18 protein-coding genes and 2 tRNA genes are annotated in these 22,741 nt (G+C 63.5%); 13 read left to right on the top strand and 7 right to left on the bottom strand.

Annotated features, from left to right (window positions below; genetic code table 11):
- The first annotated feature begins 152 nt into the window (after positions 1 to 152).
- Both glnE and N3J91_10130 read left to right on the top strand, forming a co-directional pair.
- Positions 153 to 3,158 carry a bifunctional [glutamate--ammonia ligase]-adenylyl-L-tyrosine phosphorylase/[glutamate--ammonia-ligase] adenylyltransferase gene (gene glnE, locus N3J91_10135; protein ID MCX8156787.1) on the top strand — a complete coding sequence of 1,002 codons (3,006 nt, stop codon included), beginning with the start codon at positions 153 to 155 and terminating at the stop codon, positions 3,156 to 3,158.
- On the top strand, positions 3,139 to 3,966 hold the full coding sequence (locus tag N3J91_10130) for an RluA family pseudouridine synthase (protein ID MCX8156786.1): 828 nt from the start codon (positions 3,139 to 3,141) through the stop codon (positions 3,964 to 3,966). Before glnE ends, N3J91_10130 begins: the two co-directional genes overlap by 20 nt.
- Positions 3,967 to 3,981: 15 nt before the next feature.
- Here the strand turns inward: N3J91_10130 and N3J91_10125 are convergent, their stop codons facing one another.
- Both N3J91_10125 and N3J91_10120 read right to left on the bottom strand, forming a co-directional pair.
- Positions 3,982 to 4,413: a response regulator gene (locus N3J91_10125; protein MCX8156785.1), complete on the bottom strand. Its 432-nt coding sequence runs from the start codon at positions 4,411 to 4,413 to the stop codon at positions 3,982 to 3,984.
- Between the two features lie 62 nt (positions 4,414 to 4,475).
- Entirely contained in the window at positions 4,476 to 4,856 is a 381-nt protein-coding gene (locus N3J91_10120) for a hypothetical protein (GenBank protein MCX8156784.1), read from the bottom strand.
- 262 nt (positions 4,857 to 5,118) lie between these two features.
- On the opposite strand from N3J91_10120, the gene N3J91_10115 reads away from it, so the two are divergent.
- Together N3J91_10115 and N3J91_10110 are read left to right on the top strand one after the other, a co-directional pair.
- A complete protein-coding gene (locus N3J91_10115; GenBank protein MCX8156783.1) occupies positions 5,119 to 6,480 on the top strand; it encodes an ATP-binding protein in 1,362 nt (453 codons plus the stop codon).
- Positions 6,477 to 7,904, top strand: coding sequence for a sigma-54 dependent transcriptional regulator (locus N3J91_10110; GenBank protein MCX8156782.1), 1,428 nt, complete (start codon positions 6,477 to 6,479; stop codon positions 7,902 to 7,904). The genes N3J91_10115 and N3J91_10110 overlap by 4 nt, the downstream gene beginning before the upstream one ends.
- A 59-nt stretch (positions 7,905 to 7,963) precedes the next feature.
- Here N3J91_10110 and argS read toward each other — a convergent pair whose 3' ends face one another.
- Positions 7,964 to 9,730: an arginine--tRNA ligase gene (gene argS, locus N3J91_10105; GenBank protein ID MCX8156781.1), complete on the bottom strand. Its 1,767-nt coding sequence runs from the start codon at positions 9,728 to 9,730 to the stop codon at positions 7,964 to 7,966.
- Between the two features lie 83 nt (positions 9,731 to 9,813).
- A complete protein-coding gene (locus N3J91_10100; GenBank protein ID MCX8156780.1) occupies positions 9,814 to 10,278 on the bottom strand; it encodes a PTS sugar transporter subunit IIA in 465 nt (154 codons plus the stop codon).
- A gap of 147 nt (positions 10,279 to 10,425) precedes the next feature.
- Here N3J91_10100 and N3J91_10095 point away from each other — a divergent pair, with 147 nt between their 5' ends.
- From N3J91_10095 to N3J91_10060, 8 genes are all read left to right on the top strand, one after another.
- The gene (locus tag N3J91_10095; GenBank protein MCX8156779.1) at positions 10,426 to 11,778 is read left to right on the top strand and encodes a CCA tRNA nucleotidyltransferase; all 1,353 of its coding nucleotides are present in this window, start codon (positions 10,426 to 10,428) and stop codon (positions 11,776 to 11,778) included.
- 75 nt (positions 11,779 to 11,853) lie between these two features.
- Positions 11,854 to 13,044, top strand: coding sequence for a hypothetical protein (locus N3J91_10090; protein ID MCX8156778.1), 1,191 nt, complete (start codon positions 11,854 to 11,856; stop codon positions 13,042 to 13,044).
- Positions 13,045 to 13,211: 167 nt separating this feature from the next.
- Complete coding sequence (locus N3J91_10085; GenBank protein MCX8156777.1) at positions 13,212 to 14,360, top strand: ABC transporter substrate-binding protein; 1,149 nt, start codon at positions 13,212 to 13,214, stop codon at positions 14,358 to 14,360.
- A gap of 26 nt (positions 14,361 to 14,386) precedes the next feature.
- A complete protein-coding gene (locus tag N3J91_10080; protein ID MCX8156776.1) occupies positions 14,387 to 15,280 on the top strand; it encodes a branched-chain amino acid ABC transporter permease in 894 nt (297 codons plus the stop codon).
- On the top strand, positions 15,281 to 16,372 hold the full coding sequence (locus N3J91_10075) for a branched-chain amino acid ABC transporter permease (protein ID MCX8156775.1): 1,092 nt from the start codon (positions 15,281 to 15,283) through the stop codon (positions 16,370 to 16,372). It begins immediately after the preceding gene.
- Positions 16,359 to 17,138: an ABC transporter ATP-binding protein gene (locus N3J91_10070; GenBank protein MCX8156774.1), complete on the top strand. Its 780-nt coding sequence runs from the start codon at positions 16,359 to 16,361 to the stop codon at positions 17,136 to 17,138. The genes N3J91_10075 and N3J91_10070 overlap by 14 nt, the downstream gene beginning before the upstream one ends.
- Positions 17,122 to 17,841, top strand: a complete 720-nt coding sequence (locus tag N3J91_10065) for an ABC transporter ATP-binding protein (GenBank protein ID MCX8156773.1) — start codon at positions 17,122 to 17,124, stop codon at positions 17,839 to 17,841. Before N3J91_10070 ends, N3J91_10065 begins: the two co-directional genes overlap by 17 nt.
- The gene (locus N3J91_10060; protein MCX8156772.1) at positions 17,838 to 19,025 is read left to right on the top strand and encodes a hypothetical protein; all 1,188 of its coding nucleotides are present in this window, start codon (positions 17,838 to 17,840) and stop codon (positions 19,023 to 19,025) included. Before N3J91_10065 ends, N3J91_10060 begins: the two co-directional genes overlap by 4 nt.
- Positions 19,026 to 19,043: 18 nt before the next feature.
- On the opposite strand, the gene N3J91_10055 is transcribed toward N3J91_10060, so the two are convergent.
- Together N3J91_10055 and N3J91_10050 are read right to left on the bottom strand one after the other, a co-directional pair.
- Positions 19,044 to 19,421 carry a rhodanese-like domain-containing protein gene (locus N3J91_10055; GenBank protein ID MCX8156771.1) on the bottom strand — a complete coding sequence of 126 codons (378 nt, stop codon included), beginning with the start codon at positions 19,419 to 19,421 and terminating at the stop codon, positions 19,044 to 19,046.
- A gap of 40 nt (positions 19,422 to 19,461) precedes the next feature.
- Positions 19,462 to 22,131: an FAD-dependent oxidoreductase gene (locus tag N3J91_10050; protein MCX8156770.1), complete on the bottom strand. Its 2,670-nt coding sequence runs from the start codon at positions 22,129 to 22,131 to the stop codon at positions 19,462 to 19,464.
- Between the two features lie 261 nt (positions 22,132 to 22,392).
- Here N3J91_10050 and N3J91_10045 point away from each other — a divergent pair.
- Positions 22,393 to 22,469 (top strand) — tRNA-Pro (locus N3J91_10045).
- A gap of 159 nt (positions 22,470 to 22,628) precedes the next feature.
- Here N3J91_10045 and N3J91_10040 read toward each other — a convergent pair.
- Positions 22,629 to 22,703 (bottom strand) — tRNA-Met (locus N3J91_10040).
- Between the last annotated feature and the right edge of the window lie 38 nt (positions 22,704 to 22,741).

Here is a 22,741-nt window from a genome sequence, read left to right as displayed (position 1 = left end):
TGGGGAGGTTGTAACGAGCCCGGCGCTTCGCGTCAACGGTTATGCCAGCCCTCCTCAACCCCGCGGCGGGGATGGCGCGAAAGGACACGAATATAACCATCGCCTGCGGTTTCAGGCTTTCAGCGCGGCGGTTTTTGCCGTTTAATGGCGCCATGAGCCGCACCTCGTGGGCCGCTGCCATCAAAAAAGCGCCCGTCCCTGAGCGGGCGCAGCAATATTACCAGGCGCTGTCCCAGACCAGCGCCGGCCCGATGTTGGAAAGCGCCCGTCCAGAGGCGCGCCAGGCACTGTGCGCCCTGTTCAGCGGCTCGCAATACCTCAGCGAATGGCTGCAGGCCCACCCGGAATGCCTCGCTGATTTGCTCGACGTGGAGGCGCTGGCGCAACCGCGGGCCCTCGCCGGATTGCGCCAGGAAGTCCAAGGGTGGCTTCAGCCTGCCCTCGAGGCGCAGGATTACGCCGGCGCCCTCCGCCGGCTGCGCCAGTTCAAACAGCGCCAGATGCTGCGCATCGCCGCCCGCGACCTCGCCCGCCTGGCGCCCGCCACCTCCATTATCAAGGAGCTGTCGGATGTGGCTGATGTCTGTCTCTCAGCCGTGGGGCGCGTGGTGTACGAGCAATTCACCCGCCGTTACGGCCAGCCCTGGCATGCCGTCGCCGAAAACCAGTGGGAAATCACCCCCTGGTGCGTCCTGGGTCTGGGCAAACTGGGCGGGCAGGAACTCAACTACAGCTCGGATGTGGACGTCATTTTCGTGTACGCCGCCGAGGGCATCGTCGCCAAAAATCCCCCGCGCCATGTTGGCCCCGCCGCAACCTCCCTCACCAATCACCAGTTCTTTTGCCGCATGGCGGAAGCCTTCGTGGCCGAGGTGGGGCGGGTCACGACGGAGGGCCAGCTTTACCGCATTGATCTCCGGCTGCGGCCCGAAGGCAAGGCCGGCCCGCTGGCGCGCTCGCTGGAAAGTTATGAGAATTATTACGCCCAGTGGGGCCAAACCTGGGAGCGCATGATGCTCATCAAGGCGCGCCCCGTGGCCGGCGATGCGGGTCTGGCGCATGAATTTGCCGAAACCATCCAGGCTTTCCGCTACCCCCGAATGCTCAGTGAGCGGGTGATCGCCGACGTGGCGGCCATGAAGGCGCGCACCGAGGCCGAGGTGGTGCGCAGCGGAGAGCTGGAGCGGAATGTCAAACTGGGACGCGGCGGCATCCGCGAAATCGAATTCATTGTGCAGGTCACCCAACTGCTCCATGCCGGACGCAACCCCTTTCTGCAAATTCCCCAAACCCTCCCCGCCCTTCAGGCCATGGTCAAGTATGGGCTGTTGCAAGCCGAAGAGGCCCAGGCTTTGACGGAGGCTTATTGTTTCCTGCGCAATGTGGAGCATCGCCTTCAGATGGAGAACAACCGCCAGACCCATACCATCCCCGAAAACCCGGCCGCCCAAAAACGCTTGGCGGCCTTGATGGGCTTCCCTTCCTGGACGGCCTTTGCCAGACAATGGCGGGCCTACCAGGAGCGCGTCCGGGCGGCCTATGAAAACCGGTTTCAAACGCCCCCGCCCACCCCGGCCGGGCCATGGCTGCCACCCCGCATCGCGGGACACGAAGAGATCTGGCTCAGCTTGCTGGCCGAGTGCAGCTTCCGTGATCCGCCCGCGGCCTTGAAATGGATGGCGGAGTTTTTGCACGGCCCGGGCTACGGCCATTTATCCGCCCAGTCTGAAACCTCGGCCCGCGAGCTGGCCGGCCGCCTGCTCACCTGGTGTCCACGCAAGGATGCCCAGGGGCGCATCACCAACCTAGGGCCGCGGACCCTCTCCGACCCCGACCGCGTGCTGGCCCGCCTGGACGCTTTCATTGCGGCCTACGGCTCACGCGCCATGCTCTATGAGGCGTGGACCCGCCAGCCCTCGCTCTTTGAGATGTTGGTGCTGTTGTTTGACCGCTCCGAGTACCTGGCCGAAACCGCCATCCGCACGCCCGATCTGGTGGATGATCTGGTGGCCAGCGGCCAGTTGCGCCGCAGCAAAACCGCCGAGCAAACGCTGGCCGATTTGCGCCACGGCCTTCAGGATGCCGACCAGGCCCAATGGCTCCGGCGCTACTTCGCCACGGAATTCATGCGCATCGGCCTGCGCGAGATCATCGGGCTGGCCGATCCAGAACAGAACCTGGCCGAACTTTCCGCCCTGGCGGATGCCTGCCTGCAATATGCCGTCGAGGTGGTCATGCGCAGGCACCGTCTGAAAAAACCCCCTTTTGCCATCATCGGACTGGGCAAGTTGGGTGGCGCGGAGCTGACTTACGGCAGCGATTTGGATCTCTTGTTCGTGGCCGCCAGAGGCAGCCGCCATCTGCACCGTCTGACTCCCCTGGCTGCGGAAATCATGGCCCTGCTTTCCGAAAAAACCGCCGACGGCAGCGTATTTCACACCGACGCCCGGCTGCGGCCCGATGGGGAAAAAGGATTGCTGGTCAATGCCCTGGAGGCTTACGAGGCCTACTACCGTCAGCGCGCCCAGCTTTGGGAAATCCAGGCCCTCAGCCGGGCCCGCGCCGTGGCCGGGGATGCCGCCGTGGGCCGGGAATTCACGGCGCTGGCGCAAAGATTAACCAATTTCGCCCAGCCAGACCTGCCCCTATCCGCGTATCAACCCGGATGGCGGCAGGACATTGTGCGCATGCGCTGGCGCATTGAAAAAGAGCGCACCCCTCCGGGTAAGGAGGCCCTGGCCATAAAAACCGGCGCGGGGGGCATCATGGACGTTGAATTTATTGCCCAAACCCTGGCGCTTGCGCATGGCCTCTATGCCCCCAACACCCTGCAGGCGCTGCAGGCATTGCAGGCCTCCGGCGCCCTGGACCCCATGGCCGCCGCCACGCTCACCGATAACTTCCGGCAACTGCGCCGCGTGGAAATCATCCTGCGCCGCTGGAGCTACGAGGGGGAATCGGAGCTGCCCGCCGACCCCGCCCCCTTCTACCGTGTCTCCGTCCGCTGCGGTTTTGCCACGCCCGAAGATTTTCGACAGGCCGTTGCCCGATGGCGCAAGGCCATTCGCGAGATTTACCAGCAGATTTTTGCCGCCGAACTGGCGGCGCTCAACCCCACTGTGCCCAAAGCAGCCCGCCATGAGCGACAACGTGATTAAACTCTCTTCCCGTCCCACGCGGGAGTACTGGGAAATCCCCGTGCTTTACGAGGATGAACATTTGCTGGCGCTGGCCAAACCGGCCCGGCTGCTCACCTCGCCGGACCGTTATGACCCGGCGCGGCCCAACCTGATGCGCCTTTTGCACGAGGGCATCCGGGAGGGCAAACCGTGGGCCAAAGACCGCAATCTGACCTATCTCATGAACGCCCACCGGCTGGACTTCGAGACCACCGGCATCCTGCTGCTGGCCAAGAGCAAACCGGTCCTCACCGCCCTGGCCAGCTTATTCGGCTCGGAAAAACCCCTGAAAGTCTATGCCGCCCTCGTCCAGGGCACCCCCCCTGAACCCGCCTGGCAGGTGGATGCCCCCATCGCCATGCATCCCGTCAAAGTCGGCTACTGGCGCGTGGACCGGCAAAAAGGCAAACGCGCACTCACCCAGTTTCGCATCCGGGAAAGTTTTCGCGGTTACACCCTCCTGGAGTGCCGCCCGCTCACCGGCCGCACCCATCAAATTCGCGTCCACCTGCGCTACTGCCACCTGCCTATTTGCGGCGATGCCCTTTACGGCGGCCAGCCGCTGCTGCTCTCCTCACTCAAACCCGGCTACCGGCTCAAGCGCGGCCACACGGAGCGGCCTTTAATTCAAACCGTGGCCCTCCACGCCGAGCGGCTTGCCCTGCCCCACCCCGTGACCGGGCAAATGGTGGAAATAACCGCCGAATGGCCCAAAGACCTGCGCGTGGCTGTGAAGTACCTGCGCCAGTTTGCTGCTGACCGTAAATTGCCCCCAACAGACGGCTGAAAACTGGCGGCTAATTCAATGGGCGTACTCGTGCCCGAGGCGGGGGGTGACAAATTTCGGATTGGTGAGCCGGGCCACGCGCTGCGCGGGTGTTTCTGAGAGCAGTTGCTCGATGGTGCTTAGCAACAGGGGCAAGTCCAAGGGTTTTTCCATCAGCGCATCGGCGCCATAGCCGGTGGCCCGCCCTTGTTGATTGGGTTTGGCCGTGATGATGATGACCGGCACCAGCGGGTAAAGCTTTTCCATCTTTTCAAACAAGTCCCACCCGTTCTTGCCAGGCATGGTGATGTCCAGCAGGACCAAATCCGGTGCCTCCTGCCGCAGGATGTCCATCGCCTGGCGGGCGTCGGCGGCCAACAACGGCTCGTAGTTCTCCATGGCCAGCACCTGCGCAAGCGACTCGCGCACGGCCACATCATCATCCACCACCAGAATGCGTTTGCTCATAACTTTCAACCGGCTCTTCACCGGAGCCTTCAAGGCAGGTCTGGTGGCACGCGGCGGCCGGCCTACTGGTTATACCGGCGCACTTGTGGCGTGCTGATGGGGTTGATAATGACCTTGTTGGCCAGGGGACCCTTCACGCCCGTGCGGCGCGGCTCATCACTGTAGTACACCCGCACCCGCTGTCCCTCCCGCACCCCCGAGATCGAGATACGCTTGTCCGCATCCCGAAACTGGGTGTCCCGATTCCACTGCACGCGGAAGGTCTTTTTCTCCGGCCCCCGATCCACCACCAACACCCTGCGCCGTTCATCCACCCGCAGCAACGTGCCCCAGACTTCTTTGTCCTGGTAATATTCACGTGCCAGCAAGGAAGCGGCGCCCAGCCCCACCCAGATAAGGGCAGCCCAACCCCACCTTTTCCACGAATAATGGCTTGCTTGCATACGCATCACGAGTTGTGCTGCAAATCTATCGCAAGGCGCCGCCACTTGCCAGCCCCTTTCCACCTAGCCAATGCCATGCCAAAAGCAGAGGCGCCGGCTGTTTTGCCATAATTAACTGTTGCGCAATAACTTAAGCACCAGACACTCCCCACCCAAGACGGGATTCATCCCGCAGGCGGGCTGTTTTTTTCACCCCGCTGGTAAATGATTGGCCAAGGATTGCCCCTCAGGATAGAATGCAGCTTCGCAGTCTGTGGCAGGATTGAAAATAAACTGGTACTGGCGTCTGGGCGGATTCATCGTCGGCATCACCGCCATGGTGGTGCTAATCGCTTGGGGCGCCCTGTCCGCCTGGCGCATGATTGGGGTGGTGGAGGAACGTTTCGCCACGGTGGGCCAGCAAAGCTTCTACTTCGCCGAGCGCCTGCAGCAAACGCTGATGCGCCTGAACAATCTCATGCTCCGTTACCTCACCCGCCAGCAAACCGAGGACTGGCGGGAATTTGAGCAGAACAACCTGTTCCTCCAGACCTGGATGTACTCCAAACGACACGAACTGCTTTCCGCCAACGAACGCCGCATTCAAACCGATTTGGAACAGGTTTATACGGAGTACCTGGCCGCGGCCCGCCGAGTGCATGAAATCATGCAGAAATCCGGCCCCCAAGGGCCGGAGCTGGCCGAGGCCATGCGCCATTTCGAGTCCCAGTCCCAGCGCATGGCCGCCAAGGCCTCAGAGCTGGCCAATGCCCACCGTCAGGCGCAACAAGCCGTGCTGGCCGAGCTGAACACCACCTTGTCCAAACTCCATGTAATTGTCATTGCGGCCCTGTTGATGCTCCTCAGCGCCGGCTATTTCCTGGCCCGCTCCGTCTATCGGGACTTGATTGCCCCCCTCCGCCAGGAATTGGTGCAAAGCCGCAACCTCCTGGAACGCCAGCAAAAACTCGCCTCGCTGGGGGTGCTCGCCGCCGGGGTGGCGCATGAAATTCGCAATCCCCTCACCGCCATCAAGGCCCGCATTTTCACGCTGCGCAAAGGATTAAAACCCGGCTCCCGCGAGCTGACGGACACCGAGGTCATTGACCAGGAAATCAACCGCCTGGAGCGCATCGTCAAGGATTTCCTGCTCTTCGCGCGCCCCTCCGACCCGGTGCTGGAGCGCGTGCCCGCCGGCCGGCCCCTGGAAGAAATTGAGCGGTTAATGCGCCCGCAGCTCGAAAAAAATGGGGTCCATTTGGAGGTCGAACCGCCCGCCGAGATGTATGTGCAGGTGGACCTGCAGCAAATTAAACAGGTGCTCATGAATCTGGTGCAAAATGCCGCCGAAGCCGCCCCGGGAGGGCGCATCGTGCTGCGCGCCAGACGGTTGCAGGTCTCCTTGAATGGCCGCCCCCAGCCCGCCGTGAGTTTGGAGGTGCAGGACAACGGCCCGGGCATCCCGGAGGAGGTGCAAAAACACCTGTTTGACCCCTTCTATTCCACCAAGGAAGGCGGTACGGGGCTGGGACTTTCCATTGCCGCCCGCTTGATCGAAAAACACGGCGGCGTGCTGCATTTTGACACCCGCCCGCAACAGGGCACAACCTTCAAGATCATTCTACCGGAAAGCAAAACCGCATGAAACCACCTCGGGTGCTCTTGATTGAAGACGATGCCGGCCTGGCCACCGGCCTGCAATCCGTCCTGGGAGATGAAGGTTATGAAGTGGTCTGGGAAATGCGGGGAGACGCCGGCTTCGAGCGCGCCCGGAGCGGCCAGTTTGACACGGTCATCACCGATTTGCGCCTGCCGGGCCTGGGCGGCCTGGAGCTGGTGCGGCGCCTGCATGAAACCAATCCCCGCCTGCCCATCATCCTGATGACGGCTCACGGCACCGCGGAAACCGCCATCGAGGCCACCAAGGGCGGTGCTTTTGATTACCTGCTGAAACCGTTTGAAATGCCGGAGCTCCTGGCCCTCACCGCCCGCGCCGTTTCCAGCGCCCGCCTCGTCAGCGAGCCGATCGCCCTCGGCCCGGAAGCCCCGCCCGACCGCCTGGCCCTCATCGGCCGCAGCCGCGCCATGCAGGAGATCTACAAGGAAATCGGGCGCGTCGCCGCCAAGCCGGTCAGCGTGCTGATTCGCGGCGAAACCGGCACGGGAAAGGAGCTGATCGCCCGCGCCATTTATCAATATAGCGACCGCGCCAAAGGGCCGTTCATTGCCATCAACTGCGCGGCCATCCCGGAAACCCTCCTGGAAAGCGAACTGTTCGGCCACGAACGGGGCGCCTTCACCGGGGCCGAGGCCCGGCGCATTGGCCGTTTTGAGCAGGCCAATGGCGGCACCATCTTCCTAGATGAAATCGGCGACATGACCCCCGGCACGCAGGTCAAACTGCTGCGGGTGTTGCAGGAAAAGGCCATTCAACGCCTCGGCGGCCGCGAAACCATCCCCGTGGATGTGCGGGTGATTGCCGCCACCAATCGCGATTTGGAGGCCGCCATGCGCGAGCGGCTGTTTCGGGAGGATTTGTTTTACCGCCTCAGCGTGGTGGTGATCTCCCTGCCGCCGCTCCGCGAGCGCCGTGAGGACATCCCGGTCCTGGTGGGCTATTTCCTGCGCCGCCTGGGGCCGGAACTGGGTTGCCCCGAACCACTCATTCAACCCGAAGCCCTGGACTTCCTCCAGGCCCAGCCCTGGCCCGGCAACGTGCGCGAGCTGGAAAACGTGATTCGCAAAGCCCTGCTGCTGGCCTCCGGTTATCCGATCAGTCTGGACCACGTCCGCGCCGTGACAGTGGGCCGGCCCCTGGGCGAAACCAAGGATCCCACCTTGCGCGAATTGTCCATGGAGTTGCTGACCGCCGCCCAACGGGGTGAGCTGACGGACGCCTACGAGCGGCTCATTACCGCCGCCGAAAAGGAACTGCTCGGCCAGGCCATCAAACTGGCGCAGGGCAACCAGGCCAAGGCTGCCCGCTGGCTGGGCATCTCGCGCCTGACCCTCCGCGAGAAGCTCACGCAGTTCGGCCTGCATCCCAGCCAGGAGGGCGGCCCCTCCTGAGCCGCAGGACCGGCGGCGGGCCCGGCCCCTCGCCATCCGCGCGCTGCCCCCCTGAAGCTTCAAATCTGCTCCAGCGTCTCGATCCCCAGCACTTCCAGGCCCTGCTGGAGCACCCGCGCCGTCAAATCACATAGTTTCAAGCGGGAAGCCCGAACGCCCTCCTCGCTTTTCAGCACCGGGCATTGCTCAAAAAACCGCGCAAACAACCCCGCCAGCTCATAGAGGTAGTTGCACAAATAATTCGGCCGGTACTCCTCCGCCGCAATCCGCAACACCAGACCAAAATTCAGCAGATGCCGCGCCAGCGCCCGTTCTTCCACCGTCCCCAGTTGCACCGGCCCCGCCCCCGCTCCGCTGATGCCCTGCTCCAAGCCTTTGCGGAAAATGCTGCGAATGCGGGCATAAGCATAGAGCAGATACACCGCCGAATTCCCCTGCAAGGACAGCATCTTGTCCCAACTGAACACGTAATCGCTCTGCCGGTTGGGCAGCAAATCGGCGTATTTAACCGCGCCAATCCCCACCACCCGCGCAATGCGGCGGCGCTCGTCCTCTGGCAGCTCCGGATTTTTCTGGTTCACCACCGCCAGGGCGCGCTCCTCGGCTTCGTCCAGCAGCTCGCTCAGCCGAATGGTCTCACCACTGCGGGTTTTGAAGGGCTTGCCATCTTCACCCAAGATGGAGCCAAACCAGACATGGGCCAGCCGCATGTGCGCGGCCGCCTCCGGCTGCCAGCGGGCAAACACGGCAAACACCTGCCGGAAGTGCAACTGCTGGCGTCCGTCCGTCACGTAAATGATTTCCTCCGGCTTCCACGTGCGCCACCGGTAATCCAAAGTGGCCAAGTCCGTGGTGGCGTAGTTGGCGGCGCCATCGCTCTTGAGAATCAGGCAGGGATTGGGCACCCATTGGCCCTCCCGCTGGATGAGGAATGGGTCCTCCTTGGGCGGCAGTTTCCCGTCGGAAAACACGCACACCGCCCCGTCACTTTCGCGGGCAATCCCCCGCTCCAGCAATTCCTGGACGATTTGTTTGAGGAAAGGGTTGTAGAAACTTTCGCCCAGGGTGTAATCAAATCGCACCCCCAGCCGTTGATAGATGGCATCAAATTCCGCCCGCGAGAGTGCAATCATCCGCTGCCAGATGGCCAGGTTTTCCGGATCCCCCTGTTGCAATTTGACCAGCTCCTGGCGCGCCGCCTCCAACTGGGCGGCGTCCGCCTCACAGGCGGCGTTGACCTCCTTGTAAAGCCGCTCCAAATCATCAATGGTGGCCCGCTCCCGGGCGGCGGGCGTGAGCCGTTGTTTCCACCCCAAAAGCAGCTTGCCAAATTGCGTCCCCCAGTCCCCAAGGTGATTGTCTGTGATGACCCGATGACCGAGCAGCCGCAAAATCCGCGCCAGACTGTCCCCCAAAATGGTGGAACGGATATGCCCCACATGCATGGGCTTGGCCACATTGGGCGAGCTGAAGTCCACCACCACCGTCCGAGGTTGCTCGGCCGGCGTGAAAAACAGGGGCCCGCCGCCGGCCGCCTGCTCCAGCTCCTGGGCCATGGCCTCCGCCCGCAGGCGAAAATTGAGAAAACCGGCCCCGGCCAGCTCCACCGATTCACACCACGCGCCCACCTGCAGGCGGGCCTTCACTTCCTCGGCCAATGGACGGGGGGGGCGCTGGTGTTGTTTGGCCAGCCCCATCAGGTTGCATTGATAATCGCCAAACTTGGGATCGGCACAGGGGCGCACCTGGAGGGCGGTCAAATCGGCCTCCGGCAGCACGGCACGGACGGCCGTGTGCAATTGTTTTTCCAGCGTTAAGTAAAGCATAACGTCGCGATGAGGCTGGGGCGCCGCCCGCGTTCCCGCGGCCCCCGGCGAGGCCCCGGCGGCCGCGCCGACAGCGGCTGCCGCTACTTGCGGCTCTGCTCCTTGATGATCCGCAGCATCGCCTCGGCATCCGGCGCTTCCACCAGCGCGTTGCGGAATTCCTGAATGTGCAGGAGTTTGGCAATGTTGGCCAGGGTGTGCAGATGCTTCTGAAACTGGCCCTGCGGCACCAAAAACAACATGACCAGATGCACCGGCCGGTTGTCCAGCGCATCAAAATCCACCCCTTTTTTCGAGCGGCCCAAGGCACCCACCACTTCAAACAACAAATCCGTCGAAGCATGGGGGATGCCGATGCCAAACCCGATGCCGGTGCTCATGGAGTTTTCCCGCTTGCGCACCGCCGCGATGATGGCCGCCCGGTCTTTGGCCTGGATTTTGCCGGTGGCGATGAGCACATCCACCAGCTCGTCAATGGCTTCCCAGCGATTGGTCGCCTTGAGGTCTGGCACGATCTGCTCGACACCCAGGATGTCGCCTAATTGCATATTTGCTCAATCTAAGCCTGTTGATTTCGCCGCAAGCGTCCGTCAATTTCAAGGATTAGTTTTGAAAAAAAACATCCCTGCCTGCTCCCGTTTTCGATTTGTGCCACCCGCGGCCGCTCCGCATAATTCCGGCCCATAGAACATCCGATGCCGGAGCGCCTCGCACATGCCGCCCGTGAGATCGTCCGCCGCCTGCAAGCCGCCGGCCACGCCGCCTATTGGGTGGGCGGCTGCGTCCGGGATTTGCAGTTGGGACGGGAACCGCAGGATTACGACATTGCCACCAGCGCCAGGCCGGCGGAGGTGGAAGCCCTGTTTCCCCGCTGTCGGCCGGTGGGCCGCCAGTTCGGTGTCGTGGTGGTGGTATTGCAGGGCCATCCATTCCAGGTGGCCACCTTCCGCGCCGAGGCCGGGTACCCGGATGGCCGCCACCCCGCCCGGGTCACTTTCACCTCCGCGGAGGAGGATGCCCGGCGGCGGGACTTTACCATCAACGGTCTGTTTCTTGATCCTCTCACCGGACAGTTGCACGACTGGGTGGGCGGTGGCCGGGATTTGCAGCTCCGCCTGATTCGCACCATCGGGCCGCCCGAACACCGTTTCGCCGAAGATCACCTCCGCCTGCTCCGGGCCGCGCGATTCGCCGCGCAACTCGATTTTGACCTGGCGCCGGCCACCCTGCAGGCCGTGCGCAAACTGGCGCCCGCCCTCCGCAAGGTCAGCGCGGAGCGCGTGCGGGAGGAATTGACAAAACTCTTTCATCCCGCCTGCGCAGCGCGCGGCCTGGACTGGCTCGAGCGCTGCGCACTCCTCGACGTGGTTCTGCCGGAGGTGGCTGCCCTGGCCGGGTGTGTGCAGGATCCAGCCTACCACCCGGAGGGGGATGTGCTGGAACACGTCCGCCGCATGATGCGCCTGCTGCCGCCGGACGCTGACCCGCTCCTGCCCTGGGCGGTCATGTTGCACGACATCGGCAAACCCGCCTGCCAGAGCCTCGATGAGGCAGGCCGGCGCCATTTTTATCAGCACGAAAAAGTTGGCGCAAAAATCGCCGATGCCCTCTGCCGCCGCCTCCGCTTTCCCAACGCCGAGCGCGAAGCGCTGGTGGAGTGTGTCCGCTCCCACATGAAATACCATCAAGCCCGCCAGATGCGCCGCAGCACGCTCCGCCGCCTTCTGCTCCGGCCCACCGCCGCCCTGGAGGTGGAGCTGCACCGGCTGGACTGCGCCTCTTCCGGGCGGGACCTGGCCAACTACGAGTTTCTCCAGCAGGCCAGGCGCGATTTGGCCGCCCAGCCGGCCCTGACCCGACCCCTGTTGACGGGCAAAGACTTGCTGGCCCTGGGCCTGTCTCCCGGCCCCGCCGTGGGGCAGCTCCTCAAGGAAGCCCGGGAAAAACAGTTGCAGGGAGAACTGCAAACCCCGGAAGACGCCCGGAGCTGGGCCTGCCGAAAACTTTCCCGCCCGCCCGATGATAAAGACAAGCCCCCGCCCGCCTGACGGCAAGGCGCTTGAGCTTTTTGTCAGGCAGGATTATCCTCCCGCCATGCGCAACGTGGACACGCAGCCCAGGCTATGAGCACCCAGCTTTGCCTCATGAGCGGGGAGATCATGCCCAACGTGATTGGCGTGTTGCATGCCCGCAGTGAAGCCGTGCTGCCGGTGGTCACCCGCGAGACCCAGGGCCAGCTCGACAGCTTCGAGCGCGCCCTGCGCGCCGCCGGCTCGTCCGCCCGGCTGCTTCCTGAAATTCACGTCCTGCCCTATGACATGGCCGACTGCATGCGCACCCTGCGCCAGGCCATGGGCAGCCATCCGCACCTCCTGGTCAACTGGACCGGCGGCACCAAAATCATGAGTTATGCCGCCCGCCGTGTGGCCGAGGAGTTGCGCCTGCGGGCCCTCTATGTGAATACGGCCTCCCGCGAAATCCTGATGGAGGAATTGGAGCCGCAAAACCGCTACACCGATTTAATTGATTCCTCGCGCCTGAACCTCAACGTGCTGGTGTATCTGAGCGCCGGCGGCCATCGGGTGGAGGGGGCCAATACCTTCGAGGATTTCCGCCAGCGCTGCTCCCCCCACCCGGCCTTGGTGCGGGCCGCCACGTTCATCCTCGATACCAATTCCATGGAGCGTACCGACCTTTACCGCCTGGCCGAGGCCGAAAATCAGCCCTACCGCCCGCGGGCGCTGGACGGCAATTTCCTCCATGCCCTCACCCAGGCGCGGCTGATTCAGCCCGCCGCCCAACCCCGCGAGTTTTTTCTCTCCCCGGAAACCCTGCTCCACCCCTTTTACCTCCAATCTCCCCAAAAACAAAATGCTGCGTTTCTGCGGGGCACATTCATTGAGGTGTTTCTCTGGGACCAAATCAAATCGCGCAGCGCCGTGGATGATGTGGCCTGGCATGTGGTGCTCAACCCCGGCGAAACCGGCCGCATCGTGGAGCTGGACTTGATGATGGCCTCCGACGGCCGCTTCCTGGTTCTGGAATGCAAAACCCATGTGGAATTGAATGATCTGGCCGATCTCATCGAAGAACAATACGCCCGCACCCGCCAGATCGGACGGCTCTTCGGTCAGTGGGTTTTGTATATCCACCGGCATCGGGACGAGTTCAACCGCCCCAACGCGGCCGAGATCATCCGCAGCCAGGAACAAAAAGCCCGCCATTACGGCGGCCGCTTGATGTGGCAGGACGATCTGCCCGAGCTGCCCATTAAAGTCTCGGAAATGCTGGTCAGCGGCGTGGCGGCTCCCTGAAACGGCGCCCGCCCCACGCGGGCGGAGATCCCCCACCTTGGGGCCCTGCCAACGGACGCCTGCATTTTGCTGCTTCTCCCGCTTGACGCCGGGGCGGACGGCTTATACAAGAGGCGGTGATGGATTAGGTAAATTTGCCTTGTCCAATCTATCAATAAATATCACTTATGAAGATGATTAGCGTATTGTGGGCCAGCCTGGCCCTGGCCCTCCTGCCCCTCCATGCCGCCCCCCGCGATAACGTCATCAAAGTGGGCGCCCTCTTCTCCGTCACCGGCCCCGCGGCCTTCCTCGGCGCCCCGGAGGCCAAAACCGCCCAAATGGTGGCGGACAAAATCAACGCCGCAGGCGGGGTGGACGGCCGTAAAATTCAGCTTCTCGTCAAGGACACCGCCGGCAGCCCGGAGAAAGCCGTGGCCCTGGCCCGGCAGCTCATCGAGGAGGAGCGGGTCCTCGCCATCATCGGCCCCTCCACCAGCGGCGAAACCATGCAAATCAAAAACCTGTGCGAGGAGAACCAAACCCTGCTCATCTCCTGCGCCGCCGCGGAGGTCATCGTGAATCCTGTCGCCAAATATGTGTTCAAAACGGCGCAAAATGACAGTGCGGCCATCGCCTGGATTTATCGTCACATGAAGGAAAAGAACCTCAGCCGCATCGCCATCCTGACCGGCAATGACGGCTTCGGCGTGGCCGGCAAAAAGCAACTGGAGGACGCCGCCAAAGCGGCGGGGCTGCAAATCGTTGCCAACGAGGTGTATGACCGCCAGGCCACGGATTTGACGGACATCCTGACCAAGGTCAAGAGCGTGGCAGGCGTGCAGGCGGTGGTCAACTGGAGCATCGTGCCGGCCCAATCCATCGTGGCCAAAAACATGCGCCAGATCGGTCTTAATGTGCCGCTCTACCAGAGCCACGGCTTCGGCAACCGCAAATATGTGGAACAGGCCGGCGCGGCGGCCGAGGGCATCCTCTTTCCCGCCAGCCGCCTGCTCGTGGCGCATGAGCTGCCGGACAACCATCCCCAAAAAGCCGTGCTGCTGGCGTATCTCAAGGAATACGAAGCCCAATTCAAAGAAGAAGCCAGCGCCTTTGGCGGCTATGCCCATGACGCCCTGATGATCGTCGTGGAAGGTGTGCGGCAGGCCAAAAGCACCGAACCGGCCCGGGTCCGCGAGGCGATTGAAAAGCTGAAAAATTTTGTGGGTGTCACCGGCACCTTCAACTTCTCTCCTGCGGATCATGGCGGGCTGGGACTGGATGCCTTCGAGATGCTGACGGTCAAGGACGGCAAGTTTACCATTTACAAACCGTAAGGGGGCCGGGGCATACTCTGAGCGGCATGGACGCGGACAATCTGGCGCTCCAATACCTGCTCTCGGGCATCACCAAGGGCAGCATCTACGCCGTGGTGGCCATCGGGTTCAACCTGATCTACAGCGCCACCGGCGTGCTCAACTTTGCCCAGGGCGAATTCGTCATGTTGGGGGGCATGATCGCCGTAACCCTGGCCCAATTCGTGCCCCTCCCCGTGGCGGTGACCGGCGCCGTGCTGGCTGTCACCCTGCTGGGCTGCCTGTTGGAGCTGGCCTTTTTTCGCCGGTTGCGCCGTCACTCCGTCCTGCATCTCATCATCATTACCATTGGCCTTTCCATCGTCATCCAGGAGGCCGCGTTGCATCTGTGGGATGAAAAGGTCCGTTCACTGCCCTACTTCACCGGCAATGAAGTCACCTCCGTGCGCTGGTGGGGAGCCTCCATTTCGCCCCAGGTGTTCTGGGTGCTGGGCACGGTGGGCGTGGCCGTGCTGGCCTTGCATCTCTTCCTGCGTCATACCCTGACCGGCCAGGCCATGCGCGCCTGCTCGGCCCAGCCGGAGGCCGCCATGCTGGCCGGCATCAACCTGCAAACCATGCGCACCCTCGCCTTCGGGCTGAGCGCCGGTCTGGGGGCGCTGGCTGGCTGTGTCATTTCCCCAATCACCATGACCCATTACGAAATGGGCGCTCCGCTGGCCATCAAAGGCTTCGCCTCCGCCATCCTGGGCGGGCTGGGGAATCCCACCGCCGCCCTGGTGGGCGGCCTGCTGGTGGGCATTCTCGAGGCGGCCAGCGTGAGCGTGCTGCCGGCCGCCTACAACGACGTGGCCGCCTTTGCCGTGCTGCTGCTGGTCCTTTTCCTCCGCCCGCATGGCCTGTGGGGCAAACCCGCCGGCCAGGGGGTGCGTGAACATTAAATGAGCTGGCTCAAAAAAATCCTGCCTTATCTGACCCTGGCCGCCACGCTGGCCGGCTTGCAAATCCTGTTGAAGCTGGCGGGACGCGAATTTTGGCTCACGCAGTTGACCATGGCGTTGTATTGCACCATCGTCGTGCTGGGACTTTGCCTGTTGATGGGATTTGCCGGGCAGGTCTCGCTGGGACATGCGGCCTTTTTTGCCATGGGCGGCTACACGGCCGCCTGGTTCACCACCCACAATTTTGCCCCACTGCAAGACACCCTCTGGGTCAAGACCCTGCAGGCCCTGGGTTTACTGCATCAAAGAATGGATTTGTACAACAACCCCATCCTCACCGGCCAGCCTTGGGCTGGTTGTGTGCTGGCTCTGGGATTGACAGCGCTGGTGGCCCTGATCATTGGTTATCCGGCGCTGCGGCTGCGGGGCCATTACCTGGCCATGGCCACCCTGGGCTTCGGGTTGATCGTCAGCAAAATCATCATCGGCAGCTCCGCCCTGGGCGCCTCCGACGGCCTGACCAATGTGCCCCCCTGGACCATGCCCGGCGGACTTACCCTGGGCCGGCGGCCCGAGCTTCGTGTGCAAAATTACTACCTGGCCGGGGGAGTGCTTTTGCTGGCCCTGCTGGTGCTCCGCAACTGGGTCCATTCCCGTGTGGGCCGCGCCCTGCAGGCCATTCATGACCGGGAAACCGCCGCCAATGCCGCTGGCATTGACACGGCCCAATACAAACTCAAGACCTTCGTCGCCAGTGCGCTGCTGGCGGCCCTGGCCGGGGTGTTCTACACGCATTACACCGGCGGCATCAGCCCCTCCAAGGCGGGGGCGCTGGAGTCCGTGCGTTATGTGGCGCTGGCGGCCGCCGGCGGGATGTCCAGTTTATGGGGCGTCACCACCATGAGCACCGCCTTGAACTTCTGCTCCTTCCGCGGCTGGTTTGGCAGCCTGGACCATGCCGTGTTTGGCGCCGTGCTCATTCTAATCGTGTCGCTGGCTCCGGAAGGGCCGTTGCGCCCGCTGAGCGAGTGGGCCGCCCGCTGGCGCGCCAAAATGCTCCGCCGAAAGGAGGCCCCGGATGCCGCTGCTTGAGACCCATCGCCTGCGGCGCGCCTTCGGCGGCCTGATCGCCGTGAATGACGTCTCGCTCAACGTCGAACGCGGCCAGATCAAAGGCCTGATCGGCCCCAACGGCGCCGGCAAAACCACCTGCTTCAACCTCATTTCCGGCCTGCTGCGCCCGGACGCCGGCCAGGTGGTCTTTGACGGTCACGACATCACCGGCTGGCCCCCGTTTCGCATTGCCCGGCTGGGCATGGCGCGCACCTTTCAGAATCCCAGTCTGTTTCCCCGCCTGAATGTTCTGGAAAACGTCATGGTGGGCTGCCATGCCCGCACGCATCACGATTTCCTGAGCTGCGCCCTGCGCTGGCCGGGCATGCGCCGTGAAGAACGGGCCATCCGGGAGCAGGCCCTCGAACAACTGCGCTGGCTGGGATTGGAATCATGGGCCACCCGCCCGGCCCATGCGCTGGCCTTTGGCCAGCGCCGCATGGTGGAGCTGGCCCGGGCTTTGGCCGCGCAGCCCTCCCTGTTGTTGCTGGACGAGCCGGCCAGCGGCCTCAATCCCTCCGAGAAAGTCGCCCTGGCTGAAACCATCCGCCAGATTCGCGCCCGCGGAGTCACCATTCTCCTGGTGGAACACGACATGCCCCTGGTGATGAGCCTGGCGGATGATCTCCTGGTGTTGCATTTTGGCTCCGCCATCGCTGAAGGCCCTCCCGAGGTCATCCGCCGCAATCCCAAAGTCATTGATATTTATCTGGGTCAGGAAGCCACCCATGCTTTTGCAAGTTAAAAACCTCCGCTGCGGCCACGGCAGTCTGGAAGTCATTCACGGCGCCAGTTTGCACGTGTGCGCCGGGGAAATTGTCGGGCTGCTCGGGGCCAACGGCGCGGGCAAAACCTCCCTGTTGCGCGCCCTGGCCGGTCTCCTGCCCATCTGGGATGGCGAGGTGCGAGTGGATGGCCGCTCGCTCCGCGGCCAGCCGGCCTGGCGCGGTGTCAGCAACGGCGTGGTCATGGTGCCCGAAGGCAAGATGATCTTTGCCGACATGACCGTGCAGGAAAACCTGCTGCTCGGCGGCTACCACAACCCGGACCGCCACCTGCAGCTCGAACTCATCCTCGAGCGTTTTCCCCGCCTGCGTGAACGCCTCCGCCAGACCGCAGGCACCCTTTCCGGCGGCGAGCAGCAAATGCTGGCCATTGGCCGCGCCCTCATGGCCCGCCCCCGCTTGTTGCTTCTGGATGAACCCTCGATGGGCCTGGCCCCCCTGATGGTGCGCGAGGTTTTTCAAGAAATCGTCAAATTGCGCGAGGCCGGCCTGACGGTCCTGCTGGTGGAGCAAAATGCCCGCGCCACCCTGGAGATCGCCGATCGCGCCTACATCATGGAAAACGGCGAAATCCTCCTGGAAGGGCGCGCGGCCGACCTGGCCCACCACCCGGAAGTGCAGCGCGCCTATCTGGGCAAAAGCCGCGAGGAGACCCTGCCATGAAACCCTTTGAACCTCGTTACGAAACCATGCCCCGGCCCGAGCTGGAGCAGCTCCAACTTGAGCGCCTGCAAGCCCTTCTGGCCCGCCTCCGCCGCAATGTGCGCCGCTACCGCGAGAAACTGGGCGACCTCCGCGTGCCCGATCTGGCGGCTTTGGCGCGCCTGCCCCTGACCACGCCCGAGGAGCTGGCCGACAGCTTTCCCTACGGCATGTTTGCCTTCCCGCTGCGGGAGGTCATCCGGCTCCACACCACCGTGGGCCCCCAGGGCCGGCCGGTGGTGATTGGCCATACGCAGGGGGATTTGCAGCAATGGGGCCGGCTGGTGGCCCGCCAACTGGCGGCCTGCGGGGTGACGGCCAACGACGTGGTGCAAATTGCCCTGGGCAGCGGCCTGTTCACGCACGCCTCCGGTTACGTGTTGGGGGCGGAAATGTTGGGGGCCTCGGTCATTGCGGAGGATCCGGCCCATACCGATTACCAGGTGGCCATGCTCCAAAATTACCGCCCCACCGTGCTCATTACCACCCCCACCCACGCCCTGGACTTGATTCAACGCCTGGACCGCAACCGCACCGACGCCCAAAGTTTGCACCTGCGGGCGGTGCTGCTCTCCCGCCCCGTGCCCCCGCCCCTGCGCGAGCAGATTGCCGCCGGCCTCTTTGCCGTGGCCCATTGCAATTTTGGTCTGGGAGAAATCCTCGATCCCGGCCTGTGCGTCGAATGTGATGCCGGCCATTTTCACGTGCATGAAGACCAGTTTCTGGTGGAAGTCTGCGAGGGTGAGCTGGTGGTCACCACCCTCTGCCGCGAAGCCCTACCGCTCCTGCGGTATCGCACCCGCGTGGCCGCGCGCCTCCGTCAGGAGCGCTGCTCTTGTGGACGCACCGGCGTGATACTGGAACCGGGCGAGCGGCTGGACGGGCGCCTTTCGGTCAACGAGGAACCGCTTTACGAAAACCAAATTGCCGAGGTGCTCAAACACACCCGCCTGGCCGGACATCCCTTCTCCCTGGAAATCACCGCCGGACGGATTATCGTCAAAGTGGCGCTCACCCCGGATTTGTTTGCCGACACCATCTGGTTCCTGCAAAAACTGCAGTACGAAGTGGAGGCCGAATTCGCCGCCCGCCTGGGCATACCCACCGAGGTGCGTTTCACGCATCCCCCCCGGCCCGAGGTGTAGCCCGCCGGCCGGCGGGGCCTACTTGCCGCCAGTGTGTTGCCGCACCACTTTGGCGGCGCGACTGAATCCCCCCAGGTTGAAAACCTGTTGATATCCCATCTGGCGCAGTTTCCGGGCGGCGATGCCGCTGCGTCCCCCGCTCAGGCAGTGCAGCAGCAAGGGCTGGTTTTTATCCGGAGCCACCCGGGCAATCCGCTCCTCCAATTCATGCAGCGGCACATTGACGGCTCCCGGCAGGTGATCCCGCTGGTACTCCTCCGGCGTGCGCACATCAATGACTTTGGCCCCCTGCCTCAAATGCTCCAACGCCGCGCGCACGCTCACCAGGCCCACGCTTTTCCACAAGACCAGCGCGGCAACAGCCGCCAGCACAATCACGATTGTTTGCCATTCCATGCTCTCAGGGTACTCGCCCCCTGCCTGCCAGGCAAGCTGCTCAACCCGCGTCGCTGGCGCCCGCCGCGGCGGTGGTAGGTTGCCGCAGCCAGCCATCCAATTCCATGGCTGCTCTCATCCCCTCGGCCACCGCCTGGACCACTGTCGTCCCGCCATTGACCGCGTCGCCCGCTGCAAACACCCCCGGGCGTGAGGTCTGCAGGCTGCCCGGCCGCGTCCAGATCAACCCCTGCTCGGTGAGACGCACATCCTGCAGTGCCTGCCGCAGGTTGCTGTCCAGTCGCTGCCCAAAAGCCTCCACCACCCAGTTGCCGGGAATCACATGCTCGGTGCCGGCAATGGGCAGGGGCGCCCGCCGCCCGGAGGCATCCTGCGGCCCCAGGCGGGTACGCACCACCTTGACCCCGCACACGTGACCGCTCTCGTCCACAACATACTCCAGCGGCAGCGTCAAGGACAACATGGCCACGCCACAATGAATGGCATGCTCCCGCTCCTGCGGCCAGGCCGGCATCTCCTGCAAACTGCGCCGGTAAATCACCAGCACATCGTCCGCCCCCGCCTTGAGCGCGGAGACTGCCGCATCCATGGCGGTGTTGCCGCCACCCAGCACCAGCACCGTGCCGCTCACCTTGGCCCCTTGTTTGAGCCGGGCCAGAAACTCCAAGGCACCCTCAACGCCCGATTTGGGCCGCGGCCCTTTCAGCCCGGGCGCCGACTGTCCCAACCCCGGGGCCAGCACCACGCCGTGGTAACCTTGGGCCAGCCAGTAATCCAGGGAATGCTCCGGGTCCAGCGAGCCTTGCACCCGTTCAATCGCCCCGGCGCACGAAGCCAGGGCCGCTTCAATTTCCTGGCGCATCACCTCCCCCGGCAGCCGTTCTTCCGGCAGCACCGTCCGCAAGGCCCCCCCCGTTTGCGGATCCTTTTCCAACAACGTCACCCGATGCCCCAGCCCGGCCAGCCGCACCGCGGCCGCGATGCCGGCCGGCCCGCCCCCCACCACCAGCACTTTGTAACCGGTGGCCGCCGGCAGCAGCCGCGCCTCCTCGGCCCATCCTTCCTCCAGGGCTTTACGGCTGACCCACCGCTGCAGATGCTGAATGGGCACCGTCTCGGTGTAATGCTGGTTGATGCAGTGGCTCTGGCACAGGACCTCCGCCGGGCAAACATAACCGCAAACTGCGGCCAGGACATTTGCCTCGCGCAGCACCTCGTAAGCCTCCCGAAACTGCCGCCGGGCCATCAACGCCACAAACCGCGGTATGTTCACCCGCGCCGGGCAACCCGACAGGCAGGTGGGATCGTTGCACTGCCGGCAGCTCTCGGCCATCCGCAAAATCGTGTCCAGCGCCTCCAGCCGCCCCGCCTTGTAGATGGGCTCATAAATCTCGGCGTCCCGCGGCACACAGCCGGTGCGCCCGCCGTCGCGCATGATTTGCGTGCAGGCTGAGCAGGCCACGCACACTTTCTCCGGATCCAGGCGCCCCCTTTCCGCCAGCTCCCGCACAGCGTGGGGATAGGCAAAGGCCATGCGCCCCATGCCCACCAGCGCCACCCAGCCTTTGCGCACATTGGCGGCGGCCAGATGCGGGAAAAACTGGCGCAACCACGAATAGCCGCCCCCAATCATCGGCAGTTGGGGCACCGCCCGCTGCAGCTCCGCCACAATCTGCACAAAACGCGCCACCCCACGCAGGGGAGACTCCGGCGACATGGGCGCCCCCATCACAGGCAAATCAAAGGGACGATTCACATGCGGGTTGTGGTAGGGATTGCCCACCGTGATGTTCAACACCGGCGCCTGCTGCTCCGCAAAAAACTGCGCCAGTTGCTTGGGCTCCGCCAGATCCGGCTTTTGCGGATTCTCCCGATCCACCCCAAAACCGTAGGGATACGCCATGGCGTCAAAGGCGTTCATCCGCGACGTCACCATCAGCCCCGGCACCGCGGCGCGAACTTTCAGCACCACCTCGCGCAAAAGGCGGCTGCGATTCTCCAGTGCCTCCCCCCCGTACCGGCTGTTTTCCCGGGTAAAGGACGCCAGCAGCTCGGAAATGAGGTAGCGATGACACGCCTTGATGTCCACGGCATCAAAACCCGCCTGCCGTGCCAGCCGGGCTGCCTGCACATAGGCCTCCTGCAGCCGGTCCAATTCGTCATCGCTGATTAACGGATAATCCGGCGGCAACTGATGCGCCGGGTCCAAATACTTGGAATGATGGGCAATGATCGGTTGCGGCTTGCGCCCCGGCCGGCTGTAGCGTCCCGAGTGGGTGAGTTGAAGAACCAAAAAAGGCCGGTGCGCCGGGCCCATGGACTCCTGCGCCGCCCGATGTGTCATTTCCACCAGCCGCGCAAAGGCATCCACCGTGCCCTGGTGCAGCCACAACTGGCGCGGGTTGGCCCGACCTTCCGGAACCACCGCCGTGGCCTCAAACCACAACAAGGCCGCCCCCCCCGCCGCAAAACGGCGATAACGGCGGAACGTCAACTCGTCCGGCGCGCCCTCGGCGGTCCCGTCGCACCCTTCCATGGGCAGCACCACGAAGCGGTTGGCCAGCCGCAAACCTCCCACCTCCAGCGGGGTGAACAAGGCAGACACATCCTCGCTCAGCTCCAGCGTGGGGCCCAGTCCCAGCGCGGCAATACGCTCCCGCAACTCATTCAGGGAATGATAATGAAAAATCTCATGCTCTGCGGCTTGCATATCTGGCCTCGCAGTACACCAACCCCGCCGCCGAAACTCAACCCTTTTCGCCCCGGCGTGACGATTGCGGCGGGCCGGTCCTGGGCGCACAGGTCGCACCTCGCATTGCACCAGCGTGGTCATGGCTTCAAATTAGTCACTCGATTGTGACAGCCACGTGACCGCCTGCATAAAAATTTGCGAAAGAAGAAGTTGAAATCCGGCGCGCCTCTGCCTTAAATTGCCCCTGCGTTTGGTTTTCGCAAGAAAACCGGAACGTGTCGGGGCGTAGCGTAGCTTGGTAGCGCGTCTGAATGGGGTTCAGAAGGTCGTGCGTTCAAATCGCACCGCCCCGACCATTTTCTCCGCCTCCCTCTCCCTGCAGAGGCACCTTCTCACCTCGCCATCCGTGGTTGCCCAAGGATTACTCCACCTCCTGCACCAACGATATGCATCACGGTTTGGGACAAACCTCTAGGGATAAACAGTGAACTTCTAACGGGCGCTTGTTGCAAAAATGGTGCCAGAGGAGGGAATTGAACCCCCGACCAAGGGCTTATGAGTCCCCTGCTCTACCCCTGAGCTACTCTGGCACCCGGGCCTTGCAGCGCAGCAAAATTTCCACAATCCC

It is taken from the genome of Verrucomicrobiia bacterium, from assembly GCA_026414565.1.
Classification (GTDB): Bacteria; Verrucomicrobiota; Verrucomicrobiia; order Limisphaerales; family Fontisphaeraceae; genus Fontisphaera.
Note: the sequence above shows the minus strand (reverse complement) of the source record. Positions and strands in the feature narration are given on the sequence as shown.